This is a genomic window from Rhizobacter sp. J219 (genome assembly GCF_024700055.1).
In the GTDB taxonomy this organism is placed as follows: domain Bacteria; phylum Pseudomonadota; class Gammaproteobacteria; order Burkholderiales; family Burkholderiaceae_C; genus Rhizobacter.
Window position 1 is genome coordinate 323,170 of record NZ_JAJOND010000001.1, and the last position, 24,171, is coordinate 347,340.

The following is a 24,171-nucleotide window of genomic DNA, read 5'->3' on the forward strand; positions in this document are numbered from 1 at the left end:
CCGATGGCGGCAGGCCTGGGCAAGACGGCGGGGCAGGGCGCCGCGCTGCGCCGCCCCCGGCTCGATCCGAAGTACCTGCCGCTCACCGTCACCATCGCGCTCTTCTTCGCGATGGCGTCCGCCGGCTCGGTCGCCTACACCGGCTTCTTCTCGTCGCAGGTGTTCCTGAACCTGCTCATCGACAACGCCTTCCTCTGCATCGTGGCGGTGGGCATGACCTTCGTGATCCTCTCGGGCGGCATCGACCTCTCGGTCGGCTCGGTGATCGCGCTCACGACCATGGTGTCGGCCTCGCTCGTCGAGAAGCACCAGTGGAGCCCGGCGGTGGTGCTTCCGCTGGTGCTGCTGATGGGCACCGCCTTCGGGGCCTTGCAGGGCTTTCTGATCGAGCGGTTCCGCCTGCAGCCCTTCATCGTGACGCTGGCCGGCATGTTCCTCGCCCGAGGCCTGTGCTACCTGATCAGCATCGATTCGATCAGCATCACCAACACCACCTACACCACGCTCTCGCAGTGGCGGCTGCCGCTGTGGGGCGAGGCGTCGATCACGCTCAGCGCGCTGATTGCGATCGTGGTGGTGCTGGCGGCGATCTTCATTGCCCACTACACGCAGTTCGGCCGCACGGTGTATGCGATCGGCGGCAGCGAACACTCGGCGGTGCTGATGGGCCTGCCGGTGCGCTCGACGGTGGTCGGCGTCTACACGCTGAGCGGCTTCTGCTCGGCGCTGGCCGGCGTGGTGTTCACCTTCTACATGCTCTCGGGCTACGGCCTGCATGCGGTGGGCCTGGAACTCGACGCCATCGCGGCGGTCGTGATCGGCGGCACGCTGCTCACCGGCGGCGTGGGCTATGTCGCGGGCACGCTCTTCGGCGTGTTGATCCTCGGCATCATCCAGACGCTGATCATGTTCGACGGCTCGCTCAGCTCATGGTGGACGCGCATCGTGATCGGTGCGCTGCTCTTCCTCTTCTGCCTGCTGCAGCGGGTGTTCGAATCGAAGCGGGTGCGATGAAGACGGGCCTGATCGGCATCGACTGGGGCACGACGCACCGCAGGGCCTACCTGCTGGGCGAGGGCGGGGTGCTGCTCGAAGAGCGCGCCGATGATCAGGGCCTGCTCGCGGCACGGGGGCGTTTCGCCGAGTCGTTCGAGGCCGTCGTGCGCGGCTGGCCACGCGAGTGGCCGGTGTTGATGTCGGGCATGGTCGGTGCGGCGTCGGGCTGGCAGGAGGCGCCGTACCTTGAAGCGTCGACGCCGCTCACCTCGCTCTCGCGCCACTTGGTCCCGTTGAACGACGCACCGCCGGGCCGGCGCGTGCTGCTCGTGCCCGGTTACCGCTGGATCGGGCCGAGCGGCGAGGTCGACGTGATGCGCGGCGAAGAGACGCAGCTGCTGGGCGCGCTGGCGCTGGGCCAGGCCGACGGCTGGGTCGTGCTGCCGGGTACGCACAGCAAATGGGTGCGCCTGGAACGCGGTGTGATGCAGGGCTTTCGCACCTACATGACGGGTGAGCTTTTCGCGCTCTTGGGCGAGCACGGCACGCTGGCCGGCATCGTCGGGCCCGAGGACGTGCCCGAGGCGTTCGAGGCCGGGCTGCTGGCGGCGGGGCGTGGCGCCCTCTCGCACACGATCTTCGGCTGTCGCGCCAAGGTGGTGACCGGCCGCATGCCGGCGGCGCATGCGCGCTCGTACCTGTCGGGCCTGTTGATCGGGGCCGAGTGGGTCGACACCCGGCCCGCACCGCGCACGGTGACGGTGGTGGCGGCCGGCGCCCTCGCGTCGGCCTATGGAGAGGCCGCGCGACATCACGGCAGCACACCCGTGGTGCTGGAGCCGCGGGCGGTGTTCCTCGCCGCACTGGCCAGCCTGCAGGAAGGGATCGACAGGTGACCGAGTTGCAAACGTTCGGGCCGCCGCTTGCGGCCATCTTGCGGGGGCTCGCCCCCGAGCATGCGCGTGCCGCGGCGCTCGTGCTGTTCGAGGCTGGCTTTCGCATCGTCGAGGTGCCGCTGAACCGGCGCGGCGCGCTGTATTGCATCGAGGCGATCGCCGCGGTGGCGCCCTCCGATGCGCTGGTGGGCGGCGGCACCGTGCTGTCCACCCGCGAGGTCGACGAGGTCCACGCCGCCGGCGGCCGCCTGATGGTGGCGCCCAACTGCGACGCCGACGTGATGCGCCGCGCCGCCGAGCGCGGCATGGCGGTCGTGCCCGGCGTGGCCACGCCGACCGAAGCCTTCAACGCGCTGCGCTGGCGCGCGAGTGCGCTCAAGATCTTCCCGGCCGAAATGGTCGGCCTTGCCGGGCTCAAGGCCTTCAAGTCGGTGCTGCCCGAAGGCACGCCGCTGTGGCCGGTGGGCGGCGTGACGCCCGAGAGCATCGCGCCGTGGCTCGCGGCCGGTGCGACCGGCTTCGGCATCGGCAGCCAGCTGTTTCAACCCGGCATGGCGCTGCACGAGCTGGGCCGGCGTGCGCGCGACTTCATCGCCGCGTGGCACGCCGCCACCGCAGAGCCCATGCCCGCCCAGGTGCCGACTGCGGCTCACGCAGAATAGGCCGGCCGGGAATCGCCCGGTCAACGCGGACCGGGTGCATGGAAGAGGTTGATGCAGTGGTGGTGGGGGCGGGCGTGATCGGCCTCGCGACAGCGCGCGCACTCGCGCAACGCGGCCTCGACACCATCGTGCTCGAGAGCGAAACCGCCATCGGCACCGGCGTCAGCTCGCGCAACAGCGAGGTCATCCACGCCGGCCTCTACTATCCCGCCGGGTCGTTGAAGGCGCGGCTGTGCGTGACGGGCCGGCAGCAGCTCTACGCGTTCTGCGAGTCGCATGGTGTGCCGCATCAACGCTGCGGCAAGCTGGTGGTCGCGACCGACGAGTTGCAGGTCGCGGGGCTCGATGCGCTGATGAAGAAGGCCGCGGCCAATGGCGTGCACGACCTGAAGCGGCTGAGCGCCGCCGAGGCCATCGCGATGGAGCCGCAGCTCGCGTGCACCGGTGCGATCCTCTCGCCGTCGACCGGCATCATCGACAGCCATGCATTGATGCTTGCGCTGCAGGGCGACCTGCAGGCGGCGGGGGGCGATGTGGCGCTGTTGTCGCCGGTGGAGCGCATCCGTTGCAGAACCAACGAACACGAAGACCGGCACGTGCTGCACGTCGGCGGTGACCAGCCGATGGAGCTTGCCGCGCGCATCGTCGTCAACGCCGCCGGCCTGTGGGCGCCAAAGCTTGCGGTGGCGACCGAAGGGCTCGACAAGTCGCACGTGCCCACGGCGCATTTCAGCAAGGGCTGCTACTTCTCGCTCGCGGGCCGGGCGCCGTTTTCTCGCCTCGTGTACCCGCTGCCGCAAGACGCCTGGCTCGGCGTGCATCTCACGCTCGATCTCGGCGGACAGGCCCGCTTCGGCCCCGATGTGGAGTGGTTGGCGGATGACGCGGCCGGGCAGCCGCTCGACTACACCGTCGACCCCGCGCGTGCCGCGGGCTTCTACGCCGACGTGCGCCGCTACTGGCCGGGCCTGCGGGACGGCGCGCTGCAGCCGGCCTACAGCGGCATCCGCCCGAAGATCCATCGGCCCGATGAGCCCGCGCCCGACTGGCGCATCGACGGCCCGGCCGAGCATGGCGTGGCGGGCCTGGTCAACCTCTTCGGCATCGAGTCACCGGGGCTCACCTCGTGTCTTGCGATTGCCGACGAGGTGGTCGCGCGGCTCAGGCCAGGTGCAGGCAACCGGTGAGCGTGAGCGAGGTGCTGCCAGTGAGCAGCTCCAGCCGGTCCTGGCCGGGTGCGTCGAGACTCAGCTGCACCGAACTGCGGGCCGGCACGCGCAGGGTGAACAGACCATCGGCCTGGCTGCGCGTGCTGGCGACCAGCCGGCCATCGCTGCCCAGGGCCTGCACGCCGGTGGCGATCGGGCGGTCTTGGCGATCGGTGACGCAGCCTTCGAGTTGCACGAAGTCGCTGCGGATCGCGGTGGCCGGCCGCGCCTGAGACGAGGTCGGCTCCGACGGCGCATCGCCGCCACCGCCGCACGCGGACAAAAGGCAAAGCGAGGCCAACGCCACGGCGTGGCGAATTGCGTTCATGGGGGTTCTCCTGGTGGGGTGTCGGGTCAGCGGTTGCCGGCCGCAAGCGGCGGCAGCGTCTTCAGGTGCGCGTACATCGCCCGCACATCGGTGTCGTTCATTTCCTTCAGCGCGAGGAAGGGCATCACCTTGCTCACCTCGGTGCCGTTGGGTCGTTTGCCGGTCTTGAGCATCGTGGCGAAGGACTCGGGCGTCGGGTAGTGCGTCATCGCGGTGCCGTCACCGGGTGTGAGGTTGGCCGCGGCAGGCCACTCGGGTGGTGCACCGGGGATCTTGCCGCCTGAGAGCCTGGCGCCGTGGCAGCCGATGCAGGAGTTGATGACGTAGGCGCCGTGTTCGGGCGTCACCGCCTCGGGCACGGGCGTCGAGGGGGGCAGGGTGTGGTCGATGATCTCGGCGGCGTCGTGCATCACGCCGGCGGCGTACAGCGTCTTCACGAGCGGCGGCAGTTCGAGCACCGCGCCGGTGCCGGCGGCCGGCGGCATCTGCCGCAGGTAGGCCACCATCGCGCCGAGGTCGGCATCGGTCAGGCGGGCGTAGTCTTCGCTCGGCATCACGATCGCAGGGCGACCGTCGGGCTTCACGCCGTGGCGCAGCGTGCGCACCCAGTCGGTCACGCTGTAGTTCGCCACCACCGTGCCGGGGCCCGGCGTGATGTTGGGGGCGCGCACGTGCATGCCCTTGCCGTCGTTGACCACGTCCTTGCCGGCACCGTCGACGCCGTGGCATTCGGTGCAGCCGCGCGACATGTAGAGGTAGCGTCCGCGTTCGATGCTGGCGGCGTCGGTGGGCAGCGCGACGGCGGCCACGTCGATCGACACGATGCGGTTCATCTTGCGCTGGCCGAGCTGCGTGCCGACGACGAGCGTCGAGGCACCGAGGGCGACGACGCCCAGCACGGCAAGACCGCCGCGCTTGATCCACTTGTTCATCTCGGGTCTCCTGGGCGGCGGGTCAGGCGAGCGCGCTGGCGAGCTTCGACCAGTCGCGTGCGGCCAGGTGCGGGCGCACCGTGTCGACCACGGCGTTGAACACTTCGGCCGGCGCACCGGCCTTCATCTCGCCGAACATGCCGGCACGCTGCTGCGGGGTGAGGGCCGGCACCATCCAGCGCAGGCCCAGCATCATCTCGGCCGGCGCGATGGAGGCGAGGAGGCGGTCGTGGATGGCGGCCAGTTCCTCGTCGGTGTAGTGGGCCCAGAGGGCCGCGTTGTTGGCCGTCTCCTCGATGTGCATGTGCTGAAGGTTCTCGGCGACGAAGAGCGCGAGGTGGCGGTACAGGCGCAGGGCCAGCGCGTGGCGCTGCTCGTTGTCGGCGTCGTAGACGGCGCGTGTTTCCTTGTGCAGGGTGTCGATGCTCTGCAGGTGCTCGACGTGGTCGTCGGCCGTGCGGCTGGCGGCGCCGGGCTGGCGGGCGCGGATGGCGGTGTGGATGAACTCGTTTTCGTGCTGCACGTGCTTGGCGCAGAAGTCGAGCAGGGCCTCCACCTGGCTCAGCGCATCCGCCAGGTCCTCGGCATCGGTCACGTCGACACGGCCCACGCGGGAGAGCGTGTCGCCCATGAAGTCACGCAGGCCCTTGTGGATGGGCTGGTAGATGTCGAAGCGCTGGGCCGTGGCGGTGGTCTGCGGGGTGGCGTCGGCAAGGATGGCGGCGGTCATGGGGGCTCTCCTGTGGGGTTGAAGGTCGGTGCCGCAAGAGGTGCGGCATGGTTGTCAGTGTTCCGGGAGGGGGCGGGCCAGGCATCGCCTGAAGGAGCCATTGGCTGGCCTGCGATGGGCCACCCCGGATGAGGGGGCTAGAGCCGCTGTGGCTCCGTGTTGAACACGCTCAGCACGCGCAGTGGCAGGGCGCTGTTGTTGGTGATCTGGAAATCGCAGCCTGGCGGCACCACCAGCGTGCACGGCGCCTGGAAGCGCACCGGCCCGCCGTCGATCAGCAACTTGCCGGAGCCCGAGAACGCCAGGCAGGCGAAGCTGCCCGCGTGGCGCTGCAGGGGGGTGTGGGCCCCGGGCGGCAGCGTGTGCACCCAGACCTGGAAGTCGTGCACGCCGCAGGGCGGGCCGATGGCGCAGAAGTGCTGCTCGCCGTCCCGGTCCTGGGCGAGGCTCTTGAGGTGCTGGTGGTGAAAGACGTGCATGGCTGGCAGTCTGCGCAGTGCAGCGCGCCGCGGCATCGCCCGAAAGAGCCATCGGTCACCTGCTGGCAGCAGGCGCTTTGGGCAGAATTGCGCCATGCCATCCCCCGCCGCCGCCCCGGCGCCGTCGTTCGCCCTCGCCAAGATCCAGCCGCCACGGCCCCGGGCCGGGCTCGTGGCCCGTCCTCTGCTCGAGGAGGCGCTCGGCCGCGCGCTGATGGAGCAGCGGCTCACGCTGCTGGTGGCACCGGCCGGCTACGGCAAGACCTCGGCGCTGGGCCGCCAGATCCGGCTGCTGCCGGAGGGGCCCGAAGGGCTCGCGCTGGCCTGGGTGTCGGTCGACGAAGACGACCAGCTGCCGCGATTCCTGGCCTGCCTGGCCACCGCGCTGGAGCCGTATGACCTGCCCTGGCGCGTCTCACCCGAGGCGCTGGCGCTCCTGGCGCAGGCGGAACACGGCCTGCGCGATGTGGCGACAGAACTCGCCAACGCGCTCGCCGGCACCGAGGTCTGGCGCGGGCTCATCGTGCTCGACGACGCCCACCGCCTGAGCGACCCGCGCATCTTCGAGCTGCTGCAGGCGCTGCTGGAGCGGCTGCCGCCGCGCTGGGGCGTGGTGGTGGCGAGCCGGGTGGAGCCGATGCTGTCGCTCGCGCGCCTGCGGGCGCAGGGCGAGCTGGCCGAGTTCCGCCAGTTCGATCTGCGCTTCAACGAATCGGAAGTCAGCGCCTTGCTGGACCTCAATGCCGGCAGTGCCGGCGCCAGCCCGCGCGAGCTGCTGGAGCGCACCGACGGCTGGGCAGCAGGCCTTCGCCTGAGCCTCGCCACACGGCCGGGCACCGCGCGAGCCAGCGTGCCCACGCAGCGCCACCTCTTCGACTACCTCGCCACCGAGGTGCTCGACGAACTGCCCGGCGACCTGCGCGAGTTCCTGCTGCGTTGTTCGGTGCTGCCCGAGCTGACGGTGGCGCGCTGCGCCCACGTGGCCGAGACGCCGCATGCGGCACGCTTGCTGGAAGACATCGAGCGCCGCGGCCTCTTTGCAAGCGTGATGGAGGCCGACGAGTTCACGCTGCGCCTGCACGATCTTTTCCGCGACTTTCTGGAAGACCGCCTGCAGCGCGATTTCCCGGATGAGTTGCCGCGGCTCCTGCGCCGAGCGGCCGAGCACGAGCCCGACCTGTCGCGTGCCGTCGGCTACCTGGCGCGCGCCGGTGCGTGGGACGAAGCCACCGCCGTGCTTGCCAGGCGTGCGCAAGAGCAGCTCGGCATCGGCGCGAGTGCCACGCTGGAGCAGCTGCTGACGCTCTTTCCCGAAGAGGAATTCGCCCGCCGGCCCGACCTGCAACTGGTGAAGGGCCTGGCCGCCTGGCCGCATTTCGACTGGTCGACGCTGCTGGGCGCCATGCAACAGGCCGCCGAAGGCTTTGCCCGCATGGGCCGCGAGCGCGATGCCGTGCTCACGCGGGCCAATGTCTGCTCGGGCCTCTGGCACGCCGGGCGCCTGGCCGAATCGACGCGCGAGCTGACGGCTCTGCGCGCCATGCCGCTCGACGATGCGGCGCGGGCCTTCGTCTACTACAGCAGCGCCTGGGACGAATTCGTGGCCGCGCGCACCGAGCGCGTGGCGCCCATGTTCTCGGAAATGCTGGCCTCGCTGGAGCGTGTGCCGGTGCCGATGCTGTGGATGCAGTTCCCGGCGCACTGCGTCTTCGTCGGCCTGCCGGGCATGCAGCCGCTGCTCGACCGCTTCGCCCACAGCGCGGTGCGTGTCTGCGGCGATGCGCCCACGCAGCTGCGCGCCGGCGTGGCCAACATCCGCGCCTGGCTGGCGCTCGGCGCGGCCCAGCTCGACGAAGCGGGCCAATGGCTGCAGCGCTGCGAGGAAGACTGCCACTGGCTCGGCATGCCGCGCATCCTCGCGACCGAGCTGCGCCTTGCCCGCACGCTGTGGTTGGCCTTGCGCGGCGAGCGCGAGGCCTGCCATGCGGTGGGGCGCGAGATGGTCGACGACCTGCGCCTGCACAGCCCCTTGAGCCACCGGCAGGTGCACGAGTCGGAGGTGCTCTTCGTTCACTTGCGCGCCTGCTGGATCCTGCGCGACGACGAGGCGCTGCGCCGTGTCGACGCCGAGCTGCAGCGCGCCGGCAACGCCTATGAATGGCCTGCCGCGGCGGCCAATCGATCGTTCAGCCGGGCGCTGGTCGCGCTGGCCGACGGGCGGCTCGACGAGGCGCGCACGCTGCTGCAGCCGCTGGCCGATGACCTGAACCGCTCCCTCTTCTACCCGGCCACGCAGGCCCGCCTGCTGCTCGCCGACATCCACGTGCAGCAGGGGCGACTGGACCTGGCGGCGATCACGCTGCAAGACTGGTTTGACGAGGTCCACGACCGGCGCGAGATCGGCGGCGCCTTGTTTGCCGGCCCCCAGGTGCTGGCTCGTCTGCAGTCGGCGGCCTGGGGTTCACGCCTGGCGGCACCCGAGCAGGCTTTGCTCGTGCATCTGTCGTCGGTGCTTGGCCTGCAGGCGCCGGTGGCAGCGGTGCAGAGTGCGCGACCGGCGGGCATGGCCGGCCTGAGCGAGCGCGAGACCGAGGTGCTCGCGCGCATCGCGGCCGGCGACAGCAACAAGCTCATCGCCCGCGCTTTCGATCTGAGCCCGCACACGGTGAAGCGGCATGTGGCCAACATCCTCGGCAAGCTGGGCGTCGACACACGCGGCCAGGCCGCGGCGCGCTGGCGCGAGCTGAACGCTTAAGACTTGGGGTCGAGGTCGGCCTTGCGGATGCGCACGGCCTTGCGCTTGGGCGCTTCCGCCGGGGCGGCGGCGGTGGTTGCCGTGGCCGTGGCGATGAAGGCTTCTTCCGCCGTCGGGGCTACTTCGGTTGCGCCGTGGGCGCCGGTGCCCGGGGCGTCCTTGATGACACGGGTGTAGGGCGCGAGGATGCTCACCATCTGCCCGTAGATCTTGGGGTTGCCGGCGACGACTTCGCGCTGGTACATGAAGTCGGCTTCGCCGGTGAAGTTGCCGATCAGGCCGCCGGCCTCGGTGATGATGAGGGAGGCGGCGGCGATGTCCCAGGGGTTCAGGCCGGTCTCGAAGAAGGCGTCGTAGTAGCCGGCGGCCACGTAGCAGAGGTCGAGTGCGGCGGCGCCCGGGCGGCGCACGCCGGCGCACGATTGCATCACCTCGCTGAACATCTTGATGTAGCGCTGGAAGTTGTCGCCCTTGCGGAAGGGGAAGCCGGTGCCGACGAGCGAGTCGCTCAAGCGGGTGCGCTTGGAGACGCGCAGGCGCTTGTCGTTCAGGAAGGCGCCGCGGCCCTTGGAGGCATAGAACAGGTCGTTGCGCGTCGGGTCGTAGACGACGGCCTGCTGGATCTGGTCGCGATAGGCGAGTGCGATCGACACGGCGTAGAACGGCAGCCCGTGGATGAAATTGGTGGTGCCATCGAGCGGGTCGATGATCCAGACGTACTCGCTGTGCTTGGCGCCGTGCACGCGGCCCGACTCTTCGGCCAGGATGCCGTGGCCGGGGTAGGCGGTGAGCAGGGTCTCGATGATGGACTCTTCGGCACGTTGATCCACCTCGGTCACGAAGTCGTTGGCCGACTTGGTGGTGACCTTCAGGATGTCGAGGTCGAGCGAAGCGCGGTTGATGATGGTCCCCGCGGTGCGGGCCGCCTTGACGGCGACGTTGAGCATGGGGTGAAGCGCTTGCGACATGGGGCGTCCTGCAAAGGAAAAGGGAAGAGGCGGATGGCGGTGGGGAAAGAGCGGTGTGCGCGGCCCATCGCGGGGAAGGGCGGCACGGATAATCGAATTTTAAGCGCGAGCCCATGAACGACACACGGTTTGTCCTCCTCAACACCAGCCATCCGGGCAATGTGGGTGCGGCGGCACGGGCGATGAAGGTGATGGGCTTCTCGGATCTCGTGCTCGTGGCCCCACGATTCGCCGACGTGCTGGTGCAGGAAGAAACCGTGGCGATGGCCAGTGGCGCGGCCGACATCCTGGTGCGGGCGCGCGTGGTGGGCACGCTCACCGAAGCGCTCGACGGCGTGAGCTACGCCTGCGCCACCGCGATGACGCCGCGCGATTTCGGCCCGCCGACCCACGCGCCGCGTGAATTGTTCACGACGCTTGCGAAGACCGATCACCGCGTGGCCTTCGTCTTCGGCTCCGAACGTTATGGCATGGGCAACGAGGACGTGTACCGCTGCCATGCCTGCCTGAGCATCCCCACGCACCCCGACTACGGCTCGCTCAACCTGGCGCAAGCGGTGCAGCTGATCGCCTACGACTGGCGGCAGGCACTGGGAGGCTTTGCGGTCGCGCCGCGCACGGGCTCGGTCAAGCATGCAGACGCGACGGCCGTGCAAGGGGTGCTCGACCACTGGCAGCAGGCGCTGGCCGACATCGGCTTTCTCGACCCGGCCTCGCCCAAGAAGCTGATGCCGCGGCTGAACCAGCTCTTCAACCGGGCTGCGCTGACCGAGGAAGAAGTGCACATCCTGCGCGGCATCGCCCGGGCAATGCAGTCCACCCGCAAGCCCTGAGCGCCTACGTGGCAACCCGCCGCCAGCAGGCTTGAAGGCTCGCCGCTAAACTGCCTCGCCATGTTCGAGCGCCTTCGAGAAGACATCCGCTGCATCCTGGAGCGCGACCCTGCCGCGCATTCGGCGTTCACCGTGCTCACCTGTTACCCCGGTCTGCACGCGCTGGTGATGCACCGCTGGGCGAATGCCTGCTGGCGGCGCGGCTGGAAGTGGGGCGGGCGCTTCATCTCGCAGCTCGCTCGCTGGTTCACCGGCATCGAGATCCACCCGGCGGCCAAGGTCGGACGGCGTGTCTTCATCGACCACGGCATGGGCGTGGTGGTGGGCGAGACGGCCGAGATCGGCGACGACTGCACCATCTACCAGGGCGTGACGCTCGGCGGCACCTCGCTCACGCGAGGCGCCAAGCGGCACCCGACCTTGGGCAAGGGGGTGATCGTCGGTGCCAACTCGCAGGTGCTGGGGGCCTTCACCGTGCACGACGGCGCACGGGTTGGCTCCAACGCGGTGGTGCTGAAGGAAGTCCCGGCCGGCGCCACGGCGGTGGGCAACCCGGCGCGCATCATCCACAAGGAAGTCGACGCCAAGCGCGAAGAGGCCGCCGCCCGCATGGGCTTCTCGGCCTATGGCATCACCGAGAGCGACGACCCGATGTCGCAGGCGATGAAGGGCCTGATCGACAACGCGGCGGGCAATGCGCACCAGATCGCGATGCTCTGGGCGGCCATCGAGAAGATCGCGCCGATGCAAAAGGGCGACTGCGTGCCAAGCGATGCAGCGACGACGGAAGACTTCGACGCCGACCGCTTGTCTCAACTGGTCAAGTAGCCTTCTCTTTGCCCAGCAGCGCCGCAAATTCCTCCGGCGCAATCGGTTTGCTGAAGTAGTAGCCCTGCATTTCGTCACAGGCCTGCTCGCGCAGGAAGTTCTGCTGCTCGGCCGTCTCGACCCCTTCGGCAACCACCGTGAGCGAGAGCGTCTTGCCCATCGCGATGATGGCGCTGGTGATGGCCTTGTCTTCCGAATCGGTGGCGAGGTCGCGGATGAACGAGCGGTCCACCTTCAGCGTGTCGATCGGGAAGTTCTTCAGCTGGCCGAGCGACGAGTAGCCGGTGCCGAAGTCGTCGATCGCCAAGCGCACGCCCAGCTGCTTGATCGCGGTGAGCAGCTTGATGGCGCGCTCGACGTTGTGGACGATCATGCCCTCGGTGATCTCGAGTTCCAGCAGGGCGGGGTTCATGCCCGTCTCCTGCAGGATGGCCGTCACGTCGTCGAGCAGGTGCTCGTCGGCAAACTGGCGCACCGAGAGGTTGACCGCCATGTTGATGGGCGGCAGGCCCTGCTGCTGCCAGGCCACGTTCTGCAGGCAGGCGGTCTTCATGACCCAGCGGCCGATGGGCACGATGAGGCCGGTCTCTTCGGCCACCGGGATGAATTTCGCCGGTGACACCGACCCGAGCTCCGGGTTGTGCCAGCGCAGCAGGGCCTCGACGCCGGTGATGCGGCCGCTCTTCAGGTCGACCTTGGCCTGGTAGGCGAGCGAGAACTCCTGGCGCTCCAGCGCGCGGCGCAGGTTCGATTCGAGCGTCAGGCGCTCCAGCGTCTGCGAGCTGATCTCGCTCGAATAGAACTGGAAGTTGTTCTTGCCTTCCTCCTTGGCGTGGTACATCGCGCTGTCGGCGTTTTTCATCAGGGTCTGCTCGTCCTGGCCGTCGCCGGGGAAAAGCGAGATGCCCACGCTTGCGGTCACGCGGCATTCCTGCCCCATCAGCTCGATCGGCTTGATGGCGGCCGACAGCAGCTTACGCGCCACGATGGCGGCGTGTTCCCGGTCGGGCACCTCCTGCACCAGCACCACGAACTCGTCGCCGCCCAGGCGCGCGATCACGTCGCTCCCGCGCAAGGCCTGCTTGAAGCGAACGGTGATTTCCTTCAGCAAGGTGTCACCGGCCTCGTGGCCGAGTGTGTCGTTGATGAACTTGAAGCGGTCGAGGTCGATGAACATGACCGCGAAGGTGCGCTTGTAGCGTTCGGCGGTCTTGAGGCTGGCGTTGAGCAGGCTGCTGAAGAGCAGCCGGTTGGGCAGCCCGGTCAGGCTGTCGTGCCGCGCCATGTGGTGGATGTGCTCTTCGGCCACCTTCTGCTCGGTGATCTCGCGCGAGATGCCTCGGTAGCCGATGTAAGCGCCCGAGGTATCGAACATCGGCTCGCCGCTCATGCTGATGTAGTAGGGCGACTTGCCCGGCGCCATGCGCTGCATCACGATGTCGCGGAACGACTGCCGATCGTCGAGCAGGGCGCGGAATTCGTCCCACCCGCCGGGCAGGTGGGCCTTCATGGTGCTTTCCCAGATGGCGCGGCCGATCAGCGGGTTGCGGGTCTGGCGCTGGCCGGTCTCGCGGCTTTCGAGGCGCGTGAAGCGGTGCTCGGGATCGGCTTCCCAGTACCAGTCGGACGACAGGTTGGTCATCGCGCGGAAACGCGCTTCGCTGTCGCGCAGGGCCTGGTCCATGCGGCGGCGCTCGGTCACGTCGCGCAGGATGCCGCGAAAGCCCACCGGCTGGCCGCTCTCGTCTTTCACCAGCAGCACCGAGCCCTCGACCTGGATCGTGCTGCCGTCTCGGTGGATGTACTCCCACATCTGCGAGCGTTTCGACTGGCCGGTTCGGAAGACCTCGTTGAAGGCCTTGAACACCACCTGCGTCATCTCGGGTGTCTGGCGGCTGCGGTAGTCGCGTTCGGCCACGTGATGGTGGTCGTAGCCGAGCATGCGGGCGTAGGCGCCGTTGAGGTAGATCGGCTTTCCTTTCAGGTCGACCTCGTAGTAGGCGTCGTCCAGGCTTTCGAGGATGTTGCGGAACTTCTCTTCGCTGCGGCGCAGGGCTGTTTCCGCATGCTGGCGCTCGGCTTCACGCTCGAAGTTGTCGAGCGCAAAGACGATGTTGCGGGACATGCGCTCCAGCAGCGCGACGATGCTCCCGCCGAAGGCCTCGACCTCGCGTGCGTAGAACAGCATCACGCCGAAGGCCCGTGTGCCGCGCACGATGGGGATGGCTGCCGCCGACGCCACACCGGCCCGGCCGGCCTGCGCGTGCCAGGGCCGGGTGCGGGCGTCTTGCATGAACTGGTTGCTGATTGCAGGCTTCAGGCCGCGGTAGGCTTCGCCGACCAGGCCCTGGCCTTCGGCCGTCTGGGCGTCGACCGAAATGCGCGACTCGCGCAGCTGCGTGGCGGCGATGCCCGAGGCGGCCTCGACGCGCAGCCAGGCGGTGTCGGCATCGGGCGTGGTGACGGCCGCCGTGAGGAACTGGTGGCCGTCGACCGCGGCATCGCACACGCGCTGGAAGAGCTCGGCCGGCGTCTTGGCGAACAGCAGCGCTTCGTTGGTGGCGCTGAGCACTGAATACATGGCGACCATCTGCCGTTCGCCGTTGTCGCGGCCGGGCTGTGCGCTCATGCTGTCTCCTGTTGTGTTTGTCGTCTTTAGGGGTGGCCTGTGCTCAGGCTCTGGTCCCTCAGCCGCGCGGCGGAGGCCGCTGCGCGGACTTGGGGCGGAAGGCTTTGCAGACGTTCTCGTCTGTCTCGATGTAGGGGCCGCCGAGGAGGTCGATGCAATAGGGCACCGCGGCGAAGATGCCGTGCACCGGAGGCTGCGCAAGCGGCAGTCCTTCGAGGGTCTCGGCGATGGACTTTGGCTGGCCGGGCAGGTTGATGATGAGCGCCTGGCCGCGGATCACGGCCACCTGGCGAGACAGGATGGCGGTGGGCACGAAGCGCAGGCTGATCTGGCGCATCTGCTCGCCGAAGCCCGGCATCTCTTTGTGGGCCACGGCGAGCGTGGCTTCGGGCGTGACGTCGCGCAGCGCGGGGCCGGTGCCGCCGGTGGTGAGCACGAGGTCGCACCTGGCCGTGTCGACCAGCTCGATCAGGGCTTCGCGGATGACCGGCTCTTCGTCGGGGATGAGGCGCGTTTCCCAGTCGAGCGGGTTGCGCAGGGCGCGCGACAGCCAGTCCTTGAGCGCCGGGATGCCCTTGTCCTCGTAGACCCCGGTAGAGGCCCGGTCGCTGACCGAGACCAACCCGATGCGCACACGGTCATTCATGGCGGATCGAATGTTCCTTGATGAACTGGAACAGCTCGCGGTAGGCGCGGCCGTTGCGCTGCTCGGGCGTGGCGGCGGCGTCTTTCCGGGCGGCGCGGATCAGGCTGCGCAGCTGCTGCAGGTCGCCACCCGGGTGCTCGCCCATCCAGCGGGTGAGGGCGTCGTCGCTTGCCAGCAGCTCCACGCGCCAGCGTTCGGCCTCGTGCAGGGCCAGGGCGTCTTTGGCGCGGCCGAGCCGCATGGCGGCCACCGCCTCGCGGATGGGCTCGACGTCGTTCTTGCGCATCAGCTTGCCGATGTACTGCATCTGGCGGCGCTTGCCTTCGAACGAGCGGGTGCGCTTGTACTCGGCCACCGCATCGCGCAGCGTCTCGGAAATGGGCAGGTCGACGACGCGGTCATCGGGCAGGGCGACGAGGGCTTCTCCCAGCTCCTGCAGCTCGTGCATCTCTTTCTTGAGCTGGGTCTTGCTGGGGCGCTCGAACTCGCCACCGCTGGAAGAGTGGCCGTCTTCGGGGTGTCCGTCGTCGGCGGAAGGGGGGCGCGGGTGGGGCTGGGCCATAGGTCGTGGGTATGATAGCCGCGGCCTTTTCGCAGGGCGCCTCGTGTGGGCCCTTTGCCGTGCACACCAACGTGCATCCCGTCACCAAACGCCGCTGCGCATGAGCTTCCTCGCTGACCCAACACCACGGCTTCTCGTATTCGCAGGGCGATTTCCGCCAGCTCGTGGAAGATGCGCTGGCCATCGCCAAGTCGCTCGGCGCGAGCAACGCGGGCGTCGAGGTCTCCGAAGGCGCGGGGCTGTCGGTCTCGGTGCGCAAGGGCGAGATCGAGAACGTCGAGCGCAACCGCGACAAGTCGATGGGCGTGACGGTCTACGTGGGCCAGCGCCGCGGCAACGCGAGCACCTCCGACTTCTCGCGCACGGCGATCGAGCAGACCGTGCGTGCCGCCTACGACATCGCCAAGTTCACCGCCGAAGACCCGTCGGCGGGCCTGCCCGATGAAGCCGACCTCGCACTCGGCGATGCCGCACGCCTCGACCTTGACCTCTTCCACCCCTGGGACATCAACGCCGCCGACGCGGCCGAGATCGCCCTGCGCTGCGAGGCCGCGGCGCTCGGCGTCGACAAGCGCATCACCAATTCCGAAGGGGCGGGCGTCTCGGCGCAGCAGTCGCACTTCTTCGCCGGCAACACACGCGGCTTTCGCGGCGGCTACGCGAGCTCGCGGCATTCGCTCTCGGTGGCGCCCATCGCCTCGGTGCCCGGCCCGAATGGCGACGACATGCAGCGCGACGCCTGGTACAGCTCCATGCGCTCGCCCGGCGAGCTGGCCGCGCCCGAGGCCGTGGGACGCTACGCCGCGGAGCGTGCGCTGTCGCGCCTGAATGCGCGCAAGATCAAGACCTGCCAGGTGCCGGTGCTCTTCGAGTCGACGCTTGCCGCCGGCCTGCTCGGCGCCTACGTGCAGGCCACGAGTGGCGGGGCGCTGTACCGCAAGTCCTCGTTCCTGCTCGACAGCCTGGGGCAGCAGGTGCTGGCCGAGCACATCGACATCCACGAAGACCCGCACATCCGCGGCGCCAAGGGCAGCGCACCGTTCGACGACGAAGGGGTGGTGACGCGCGTGCGCGACGTGGTGAGCGCGGGTGTGGTGCAGGGCTACTTCCTCTCCAGCTACTCGGCGCGCAAGCTCGGCATGCGCACCACCGGCCACGCGGGTGGCTCGCAGAACCTCACCTTCACCAGCCGCCTCACGCAGCCCGGCGACGACCTCGACGCGATGCTGCGCAAGCTCCACCGCGGGCTCTTCGTGATCGAGCTGATGGGGCAGGGCGTGAACTACGTCACTGGCGACTACTCGCGTGGTGCCGCGGGCTTCTGGGTCGAGAACGGCCGCATCGCCTACCCGGTGCACGAGATCACCATCGCCGGCAACCTGCGCGACATGTTCAAGGGCATCGTCGCGGTCGGCGCCGACACCTACACGATGGGCACCAAGACCATCGGCTCGGTGCTGGTCGACCGCATGAAGGTGGCCGGATCCTGAGGCGTTGCTGACTCATTCCTGACGCGGCGCTACGCGGTTTTGCTCACGGGTAAATCCCGGTCAGGGTGCATGAACCCGCTCCTAGAATTTCCCGCCACCTCCTCCCGGAGGACCTATAAGGAGACATTTCATGCAACGTCGTTCGTTCGTTCACGGCGCGGGACTGGCCGGCGTGTTGGCAGCGGGTGCAGCCCCGGCCGTCGTCCATGCTCAAGCCAGCGTCCGCTGGCGCCTGACTTCGAGCTTCCCCAAGTCACTGGACACCATCTTCGGCGCGGCCGAAACCTTCGCCAAGAAGGTGCGCGACATGACGGGTGGCAAGTTCGAGATCTCGGTCCATGCGGCCGGTGAAGTGATGCCGTCGCCGGCGCTGATCGATGGCGTGCAGAACGGCACCGTCGAGATGGGTCACACCGCGCCCTACTACTACTTCGGCAAGGACGAGACCTTTGCGCTCGGCTGCGCAATCCCCTTCGGCCTCAACTCGCGCCAGATGACGGCGTGGATGTATGAAGGCAACGGTCTCAAGCTGATGCGCGAGTTCTACGCCAAGTACAACATGATCAGCTTCCCGATGGGCAACACCGGGGCGCAGATGGGCGGCTGGTTCCGCAAGGAGATCAAGACCATCGCCGACATGAAGGGCTTGAAGTTCCGCGTCGGCGGCTTCGCCGGCAAGGTGTGCGAGCGCCTGGGCTCGGTGCCGCAAAACATCCCCGGTGGCGAGATCTACCAGGCCTTGGAGAAGGGCACGATCGATGCGGCCGAGTGGGTCGGCCCCTACGACGATCAGAAGCTCGGCTTCAACAAGGTCGCCCAGTTCTATCACTATCCCGGCTGGTGGGAAGGCGGCCCGCAGCTCGACCTGCTGGTCAATCAGAAGGCCTATGACGGCCTGTCGGCGGAGTACAAGGCCATCATCGAGGCCGCTGCCGCCTACGCGCACACCGACATGCAGGCCAAGTACGACGTGAAGAACCCGGCCGCCCTGCGCCAGCTCGTGGCCAGCAAGACCAAGCTCGTGGCCTTCCCGAAGTCCGTGATGGACGCGGCCTACAAGGCATCGATGGACATCTACAGCGAGATTTCGGACAAGAACCCGAGCTGGAAGAAGGTCTACACCGACTACGCCAACTTCCGCAAAGAAGCGAATCTGTGGTTCCGCTTCACGGAAGCCCGCTTCGACAGCTACATGCAAAGCGCCAAGCTCTGAGTTCGGCCACGGCCCCTCGTGCGAGCCCCGCCATGGCGGGGCTTTTTGTTGGCGCACCAGTTATTGGCCCACCAGTTTTGTTTCACTTCTGTTGTCAACATGACGCCCACCACCGTCCAACTCGTCGCGGCCGCCCTTTTTGGGGTGGCCTTGGTGCACACCTTTTCGACCAGCGTGTTTGCGCACCTGGCCCACCGCTATCCGCGACATGAGGGTGTGTTCCACCTCTTGTCGGAAGTGGAGGTGGTGTTTGGCTTTTGGGCGTTGGTGCTGGTGCTGTTCCTGTTCGCGGCACAGGGCCGCGAGGGTGCAACGGCCTACGTCGACGGGCGCAACTTCACCGAGCCGCTCTTCGTGTTCGCGATCATGGTCGTGGCAGGCAGCAAGCCGATCTTGAGGCTCGCCGCGGTGCTGGTGAACGTGCTGGCCAGGATGATGCCGCTGCCGAATTCGATCGCGGTGTACTTCCTCGCCTTGTCCGTCCTGCCCCTGATCGGCTCTGCCGTCACGGAGCCTGCCGCCATGACGCTGGCCGCGCTGATGCTGCGTGACCGGGTGTTCAAGGTGGAACTGCCCGAGTACGTAAAGTACATGACGATCGGTGTTCTCTTCGTCAACGTGTCGATCGGCGGCACGCTCACCTCGTTTGCGGCGCCGCCGGTGCTGATGGTCGCGGCCAAGTGGGGTTGGGACACACCGTTCATGCTCACGCACTTCGGCTGGAAATCGGCCTTGGCGGTGCTCTTCAACGCTGCAGTCGTGTCGGTGCTGTTTGCACGCCACCTGGTGCGTGCCACGCCAGACACTCCGACGGTCGCCGATGCCAACAGCCCGCCTGCGGGTGCGATGCTCGTGAGCGGGGCGTTCCTGCTCGGCATCGTGATGTTTGCGCACCACCCAGCGATCTTTCTCGGGCTGCTGCTCTTCTTCATTGGCTATGCGCGGGCTTATCCGCGTCATCACGATCCGCTCATCCTGCGCGAAGCGCTGCTCGTGGCCTTCTTCCTGGCGGGCCTGGTCGTGCTGGGCGGACAGCAGCAATGGTGGCTGCAGGAACTGCTCACCCGCATGAGCGCTCAGCAGGTCTACTACGCTGCAACCGCCCTCACGGCGGTCACCGACAACGCCGCGCTGACCTACCTCGGCTCGCTGGTCGAAGGTCTGAGCGACGAGTTCAAGTACTCGCTGGTGGCGGGTGCCGTGACCGGTGGCGGCCTGACGGTCATCGCCAACGCGCCGAACCCTGCCGGGTATTCGATCCTGCGCGGGAACTTCCGTGACGGGTCCATCAACGCGGGTTGGCTCTTCCTGTCAGCACTCGGCCCCACGCTGGTGGCGATTGCCGCGTTCCAGTTGCTGTAAGAGAGAAGGGGGCGGCGCTGAGGTACGGCGCCACGCTTCCCCCACAAAGCAAAAAGCCGCCGATATCGGCGGCTTTTTGCTTTGTGGAAGAGAGGAGGTGGCCATGGCCACCTCCTCGACTGTCACTTCTTCTGGTCCTCCTTGACGGCTTCTTCGATGGCCTTCATCGGGTCGTCGTCTGCGGTGGTCCCTTCGGCTTGAGGCTCGGACGCCGAGGGGTCGCTGCCCGGCACCGCCGGGGCAGATTCGGGGGCAAGGCCGGCTTCCTTTTCATCCTGCATGCGAAGCTCCTGGAAGGCCTTGTCGGCGTCGATGGTCTCTTCCTTCGTCAACCCGCCGGAAACCATCTGCGGGAAGGCGATCACCAGGCCCACCATGATGAGCTGGATGATCACGAAGGGCACGGCGCCCCAGTAGATCTGGCCCGTCGTCACCTTTGCCACCGGCTTGTTGGTGACCTTGTCGTTGTAGTCGCTGGTGGGCGCCACGCTGCGCAGGTAGAAGAGCGCGAAGCCGAACGGCGGGTGCATGAACGAGGTCTGCATGTTGACCGCGAGCAGCACGCCGAACCACACCAGGTCGATGCCCAGCTTGTCGGCCACAGGGGCCAGCAGCGGCACGACGATGAACGCCAACTCGAAGAAGTCGAGGAAGAACGCCAGCACGAAGATCAGGATGTTCACCACGATCAGGAAGCCGAGCTGGCCGCCTGGCAGGCTGGTCAGCAGGTGTTCGACCCACTTCGGACCGTCCACGCCCTGGAACGACAGGCTGAACACCGTCGAACCGATGAGGATGAACATCACGAAGCACGACAGCTTCATCGTGGTGTCCATGGCCTGGCGCATGAGCTTCAGGTCGAGGCGCTTGCGAGCCATGGCCATCACCAGTGCACCGGTTGCACCCATCGCGCCGCCTTCGGTGGGCGTGGCGATGCCGAGGAAGATGGTGCCCAGCACGAGGAAGATCAGCCCAAGGGGCGGGATCAGCACGAAGGTCACGCGCTCTGCCATGTTCGACAGCAGGTTGAGGCGTGCCACCTTGTTGATGACGGCGATCACGAATGCGATGCCGATGCCGATGCACATCGAGACGACGACGAGTTCATCGGTCGGGGTGCCGGCCGGGCGCGTCTTCGCATAGGTCATCGCGCAGGCAAACGACAGGATCGACAGGACCAGCAGCGAGCGCAGGCCGGACGAACCATCGGACTCGCGGATCGTGCGTGCTTCCAGCGGCAGCGCCGGCACCATCTGCGGCTTGGCAATCGCGATACCGATCACGTACAGCAGGTAGAGGCCCGTCAGCACGAAGCCGGGGATGAACGCGCCCTTGTAGAGGTCACCCACGCTCTTGCCGAGCTGGTCGGCCATGACGATCAGCACGAGCGACGGCGGGATGATCTGGGCCAAGGTGCCTGAGGCCGCGATCACGCCGCTCGCGAGACGCCTGTCGTAGCCATAACGCAGCATGATGGGCAGCGAGATGAGGCCCATCGAGATCACCGAAGCTGCCACGACGCCGGTGGTGGCGGCCAGCATGGCGCCCACCAGGATGACCGCGATGGCGAGGCCGCCGCGGATCGGGCCGAAGAGCTGGCCGACGGTGTCGAGCAGGTCTTCAGCCATGCCTGAGCGTTCGAGGATGAGTCCCATCAGCGTGAAGAACGGTATCGCCAGAAGCGTGTCGTTCTGCATGATCCCGAAGATGCGCAGCGGCAGCGCCTGCATCAGTGAGGCCATGCCGGGCACGCCCAGCTCGATGGCCACGAATCCGAAGAAGAGGCCGCAGGCCGCCAGCGAGAAGGCGACCGAATAGCCCATCAGCAGGAACACAACCAGGCTGCCGAACATGATCGGCGCCATGTTGGCGGTGATGAATTCGATCATTTGTCGCTTCCCTTCAGTGCGGCCTGCTCACGGGCGGCCACTTCCTTTTGCAGCAGGAACTCGGCGAGTTCCTCTTCGGCGGTCTTGGTGCCGGCCTTCACCGTCGGATCGGGGATCAGTCCCTTGAGGAATGCCACCCGCTTGATGAACTCCGAGATGCCCTGAATGCCCAGCAGCGCCAGGCCGAGCGGCAGCATCGCGTACACCGGCCAGCGGATCAGGCCGCCAGCGTTGGACGACACCTCGCCGCTTATGTAGGCATTGATCACCAGCGGCATGACCATGATGAACACGACCACGACGAACGGGAGCAGGAAGAAGAGGATGCCGAAGATCTCTACGCCGATCTGCACCCGCTTGGAGAAGCGACCCAGGATGACGTCGATCTTGACGTGCTCCTGGCGCAGCAGGGTGTAGCCGGCCGCCAGCAGGAAGACCGCAGCGAACAAGTACCACTGGATCTCGAGGAAGGCATTGGAGCTGTTGTTGAAGGCCTTGCGCACGATGGCGTTGCCTGTGCTGATGAGGACGGCCGCGAGCACGAGCCACGCGACCCAGCGGCCGACGAACTCGTTCAAGCGGTCTATCCACCTGGACAGTGAAAGTAAAGGGGACACGAGAGTCTCCGGAGGAGTTGAGGAAACGATGTGCACGGCAGGCCTCGTAGGCGCACCGGCGGCACGTGGATCAGACCTGATCCAGCCCTGCCATGCCACGGGTCTTTCCGCTAAGTGGTTCTACGAGCTTTCCGTGGGGAAGTTGCGGCATCGCTCGACCGCGTACTTGATCAGTTCGGCTTGCCCTTCCAGCCCCAGCTTGCGCTTGATGTTCTGGCGATGGGTTTCAACCGTGCGCACGCTCAGGCCCAGGCTTTCGGCGATCTGGCGGCTGGCATGCCCGCGTGCCAAGCCGGCAAGTATTTCGCTCTCGCGCAGCGACAGCACCGGCCGGGGGACCTGCGAACGTGACATCCGCCCGGAGATTGCGGCACTCAGGTAGGTGCGGCCGGCGTTGATGGCGTCGATCGCCTCGATGATTTCGCCGGACGGCGCGTCTTTCAGCACGTAGCCTCGCGCGCCGGCCTGGATGGCGCGGTTCACGTACTCAGGGTTGTCGTACATGCTGAGCATCAGCACGAGCAGCCGTGGATACAGCTTCAGCAATTGCGCCGTGAGTCTCGATGCCGTTGGTGCCTTTCATGCCCACGTCCATCAGCACCAGGTCGGGCGACGAGCGTTCGATCATCGCCAGCGCGTCCAGCGCATTGTCGGCTTCGCCCACGAGGGTGAGCGCCGAGTGAGACGACAGGCGCGACTTGAGTCCGTCTCGCACCAGCGGGTGATCGTCGACGATGGCGACGCGGGTGGGTAGGGTGGTCATGCGGCGAGTTGATCGGGGGTGGACAGGCGGCGGATGGCGGTCGCCGGGACGTCGGCGACGACCTCGGTGCGGCCAGGACGAGAGCGCAACCGGAAGCTGCCGCCGATGGATTCGACCCGCTCTCGCATGTTGCGCAGGCCGATGCCCCGGCGCGGGTCGAGCGCCACCGCCTGAGCGTCGAAACCTCGGCCATCGTCGGCAATGCGCAAGCGCACGCCGGTGGCGCCGAAGATCAAGCGCAGTTGCACCTGGCCGGCGTCGGCGTGTTTCTCGATGTTGGTCAAGGCCTCTTGCGTCACCCGGAAGAGCACCGTGCCCACCGCATCGGGCAGCGGCGAGGCGGTTCCGCCAAGGCGCATGTCGAAGGCCATTTCGCTGTGCTCGCTGAATTCGCGGCCCATCTGTTCGAGTGCAGCTGGAAGTCCGAGCACATCGAGTTCGGCGGGGCGCAGCCGGTGCGAGATGTTGCGAACTTCGTGCAGCGCTTCGTTCAGTCGCACCAATGCCCTGCTGAGCGGGCCGCGAGGTTGCGCCGCCTCGCGGCCCAGCTGCGCCTGTGCCGATTCGAGCAGCAGCTTGATCGAGACAAGCGTCTGACTGGTGCCATCGTGCAGCTCGCGTGAGAGGTGGGCACGTTCGTCTTCCTGCGACTTCACCACCTGGCGTGCGAGCAGGCGCAGCTTGTGGTCGGCCTCGCGTGACTCGCTCAGGTTGAAGGCGAGGCCGCCCGCTCCGAGCACGGCAATGCCTGCCAGCGCAATGCCGGCGATCCACCACATGGTGGTGCGCACGTTGTCGCTGACCTGTTGGTCGATCTGAGCCAGCGTCGCGTGGATGTCGTCGAGGTAGAGGCCGGTGCCAAGCATCCAGTTCCAGCGCGGCAGCTCGACCACGTAGCCGAGCTTGGGCGTGATCTGCTGGGTGGACGGCTTCTGCCAGACGTAGTGCACATAGCCCCCGCCGCTGCGTGCCTTGGCGATGAGCTGCTGGATGATGGGCTGGCCCTTGGCGTCGCGCAGGTCCCAGAGGTTGCGGCCCCTCAGCTCGGGCTGGCGGGGGTGCATGAGGTTGCGCCCGTCGAGGTCGTAGAGGAAGAAATAGCCGTCGGCACCGTAGTCGAGCGCCGCCAGCAGGCGCATCGCTTCGGCGCGTGTTGCAGCGTCGTCTCGGCCAGATTGGTAGAGCGGTGCGATCACGCTCTGCGCAAGGTCCACGTAGTGGCGCAGCTCCGCTTCCTTGTTGGCCATGTAGGTCGACTCGGCCAGCGCGCGTTCGCGCTCGGAGAGGCTTTTCTCCTGCTGTCTCACCGCCCAGGCGATCATGGCCACAGAGGCCAGCAGCGGGATCACGGCCAGCAGGAAGACCTTGAGCCTGAGGCGCATGGC

Annotated in this window: 21 protein-coding genes and 1 pseudogene; 10 read left to right on the forward strand and 12 right to left on the reverse strand. The window is 67.6% G+C overall.

The annotated features are described in order from the left end of the window. Window positions 1–3 precede the first annotated feature (3 nt). The 4 genes from yjfF to LRS03_RS01455 are packed head-to-tail and all read left to right on the forward strand — an operon-like array spanning window position 4 to window position 3,741. Entirely contained in the window at window positions 4–1,014 is a 1,011-nt protein-coding gene (gene yjfF, locus LRS03_RS01440; RefSeq protein WP_257829354.1) for a galactofuranose ABC transporter, permease protein YjfF, read from the forward strand. Continuing rightward, a complete protein-coding gene (locus LRS03_RS01445; protein ID WP_257823529.1) occupies window positions 1,011–1,892 on the forward strand; it encodes a 2-dehydro-3-deoxygalactonokinase in 882 nt (293 codons plus the stop codon). The genes yjfF and LRS03_RS01445 overlap by 4 nt, the downstream gene beginning before the upstream one ends. Beyond that, window positions 1,889–2,554: a 2-dehydro-3-deoxy-6-phosphogalactonate aldolase gene (locus LRS03_RS01450; protein WP_257823530.1), complete on the forward strand. Its 666-nt coding sequence runs from the start codon at window positions 1,889–1,891 to the stop codon at window positions 2,552–2,554. The genes LRS03_RS01445 and LRS03_RS01450 overlap by 4 nt, the downstream gene beginning before the upstream one ends. 38 nt (window positions 2,555–2,592) lie before the next feature. Then, on the forward strand, window positions 2,593–3,741 hold the full coding sequence (locus LRS03_RS01455; protein ID WP_257823531.1) for an NAD(P)/FAD-dependent oxidoreductase: 1,149 nt from the start codon (window positions 2,593–2,595) through the stop codon (window positions 3,739–3,741). On the opposite strand, the gene LRS03_RS01460 is transcribed toward LRS03_RS01455, so the two are convergent. The 4 genes from LRS03_RS01460 to LRS03_RS01475 form a co-directional block, all read right to left on the reverse strand. Next, complete coding sequence (locus LRS03_RS01460) at window positions 3,716–4,090, reverse strand: hypothetical protein (RefSeq protein WP_257823532.1); 375 nt, start codon at window positions 4,088–4,090, stop codon at window positions 3,716–3,718. The genes LRS03_RS01455 and LRS03_RS01460 overlap by 26 nt on opposite strands. Window positions 4,091–4,116: 26 nt before the next feature. Further along, window positions 4,117–5,022: a c-type cytochrome gene (locus tag LRS03_RS01465; RefSeq protein WP_257823533.1), complete on the reverse strand. Its 906-nt coding sequence runs from the start codon at window positions 5,020–5,022 to the stop codon at window positions 4,117–4,119. Between the two features lie 22 nt (window positions 5,023–5,044). After that, window positions 5,045–5,752: a hemerythrin domain-containing protein gene (locus tag LRS03_RS01470; protein WP_257823534.1), complete on the reverse strand. Its 708-nt coding sequence runs from the start codon at window positions 5,750–5,752 to the stop codon at window positions 5,045–5,047. A 137-nt stretch (window positions 5,753–5,889) separates the two neighbouring features. Next, window positions 5,890–6,231, reverse strand: a complete 342-nt coding sequence (locus LRS03_RS01475) for a cupin domain-containing protein (protein WP_257823535.1) — start codon at window positions 6,229–6,231, stop codon at window positions 5,890–5,892. A gap of 94 nt (window positions 6,232–6,325) precedes the next feature. On the opposite strand from LRS03_RS01475, the gene LRS03_RS01480 reads away from it, so the two are divergent. After that, window positions 6,326–8,986 (forward strand): winged helix-turn-helix domain-containing protein, encoded by a 2,661-nt coding sequence (locus tag LRS03_RS01480; protein ID WP_257823536.1) that lies wholly within the window; start codon window positions 6,326–6,328, stop codon window positions 8,984–8,986. Here the strand turns inward: LRS03_RS01480 and LRS03_RS01485 are convergent. After that, a complete protein-coding gene (locus tag LRS03_RS01485; RefSeq protein ID WP_257823537.1) occupies window positions 8,983–9,954 on the reverse strand; it encodes an inositol monophosphatase family protein in 972 nt (323 codons plus the stop codon). The two genes, LRS03_RS01480 and LRS03_RS01485, sit on opposite strands and share 4 nt — an antisense overlap. A 113-nt stretch (window positions 9,955–10,067) precedes the next feature. Between LRS03_RS01485 and LRS03_RS01490 the strand changes: the two genes are divergently transcribed. Together LRS03_RS01490 and cysE are read left to right on the forward strand one after the other, a co-directional pair. Further along, window positions 10,068–10,787: an RNA methyltransferase gene (locus LRS03_RS01490; RefSeq protein WP_257823538.1), complete on the forward strand. Its 720-nt coding sequence runs from the start codon at window positions 10,068–10,070 to the stop codon at window positions 10,785–10,787. 60 nt (window positions 10,788–10,847) lie between these two features. Further along, the gene (cysE, locus tag LRS03_RS01495; protein ID WP_257823539.1) at window positions 10,848–11,615 is read left to right on the forward strand and encodes a serine O-acetyltransferase; all 768 of its coding nucleotides are present in this window, start codon (window positions 10,848–10,850) and stop codon (window positions 11,613–11,615) included. On the opposite strand, the gene LRS03_RS01500 is transcribed toward cysE, so the two are convergent. The 3 genes from LRS03_RS01500 to yjgA are packed head-to-tail and all read right to left on the reverse strand — an operon-like array spanning window position 11,608 to window position 15,452. Next, the gene (locus LRS03_RS01500; protein ID WP_257823540.1) at window positions 11,608–14,244 is read right to left on the reverse strand and encodes a bifunctional diguanylate cyclase/phosphodiesterase; all 2,637 of its coding nucleotides are present in this window, start codon (window positions 14,242–14,244) and stop codon (window positions 11,608–11,610) included. The two genes, cysE and LRS03_RS01500, sit on opposite strands and share 8 nt — an antisense overlap. Before the next feature lie 58 nt (window positions 14,245–14,302). Then, entirely contained in the window at window positions 14,303–14,890 is a 588-nt protein-coding gene (gene mog, locus LRS03_RS01505) for a molybdopterin adenylyltransferase (protein ID WP_257823541.1), read from the reverse strand. Continuing rightward, a complete protein-coding gene (gene yjgA, locus LRS03_RS01510; RefSeq protein ID WP_257823542.1) occupies window positions 14,883–15,452 on the reverse strand; it encodes a ribosome biogenesis factor YjgA in 570 nt (189 codons plus the stop codon). The genes mog and yjgA overlap by 8 nt, the downstream gene beginning before the upstream one ends. A 113-nt stretch (window positions 15,453–15,565) precedes the next feature. Between yjgA and pmbA the strand changes: the two genes are divergently transcribed. The 3 genes from pmbA to LRS03_RS01525 all read left to right on the forward strand — a co-directional run bounded on the left by pmbA (window position 15,566) and on the right by LRS03_RS01525 (window position 19,517). Further along, window positions 15,566–16,942, forward strand: coding sequence for a metalloprotease PmbA (pmbA, locus tag LRS03_RS01515; RefSeq protein ID WP_257829355.1), 1,377 nt, complete (start codon window positions 15,566–15,568; stop codon window positions 16,940–16,942). Window positions 16,943–17,072: 130 nt separating this feature from the next. Then, window positions 17,073–18,155: a TRAP transporter substrate-binding protein gene (locus LRS03_RS01520; RefSeq protein WP_257823543.1), complete on the forward strand. Its 1,083-nt coding sequence runs from the start codon at window positions 17,073–17,075 to the stop codon at window positions 18,153–18,155. Window positions 18,156–18,254: 99 nt separating this feature from the next. Further along, entirely contained in the window at window positions 18,255–19,517 is a 1,263-nt protein-coding gene (locus LRS03_RS01525; RefSeq protein WP_257823544.1) for a putative Na+/H+ antiporter, read from the forward strand. A 122-nt stretch (window positions 19,518–19,639) separates the two neighbouring features. On the opposite strand, the gene LRS03_RS01530 is transcribed toward LRS03_RS01525, so the two are convergent. The 4 genes and pseudogenes from LRS03_RS01530 to LRS03_RS01545 all read right to left on the reverse strand — a co-directional run bounded on the left by LRS03_RS01530 (window position 19,640) and on the right by LRS03_RS01545 (window position 24,168). Beyond that, on the reverse strand, window positions 19,640–21,406 hold the full coding sequence (locus LRS03_RS01530; RefSeq protein WP_257823545.1) for a TRAP transporter large permease: 1,767 nt from the start codon (window positions 21,404–21,406) through the stop codon (window positions 19,640–19,642). Continuing rightward, window positions 21,403–22,023, reverse strand: a complete 621-nt coding sequence (locus LRS03_RS01535) for a TRAP transporter small permease subunit (protein ID WP_257823546.1) — start codon at window positions 22,021–22,023, stop codon at window positions 21,403–21,405. Before LRS03_RS01535 ends, LRS03_RS01530 begins: the two co-directional genes overlap by 4 nt. Before the next feature lie 120 nt (window positions 22,024–22,143). Continuing rightward, window positions 22,144–22,786, reverse strand: a pseudogene (locus LRS03_RS01540) (response regulator transcription factor). Next, complete coding sequence (locus tag LRS03_RS01545) at window positions 22,783–24,168, reverse strand: cache domain-containing protein (protein WP_257823547.1); 1,386 nt, start codon at window positions 24,166–24,168, stop codon at window positions 22,783–22,785. The pseudogene LRS03_RS01540 and the gene LRS03_RS01545 overlap by 4 nt, the downstream one beginning before the upstream one ends. Between the last annotated feature and the right edge of the window lie 3 nt (window positions 24,169–24,171).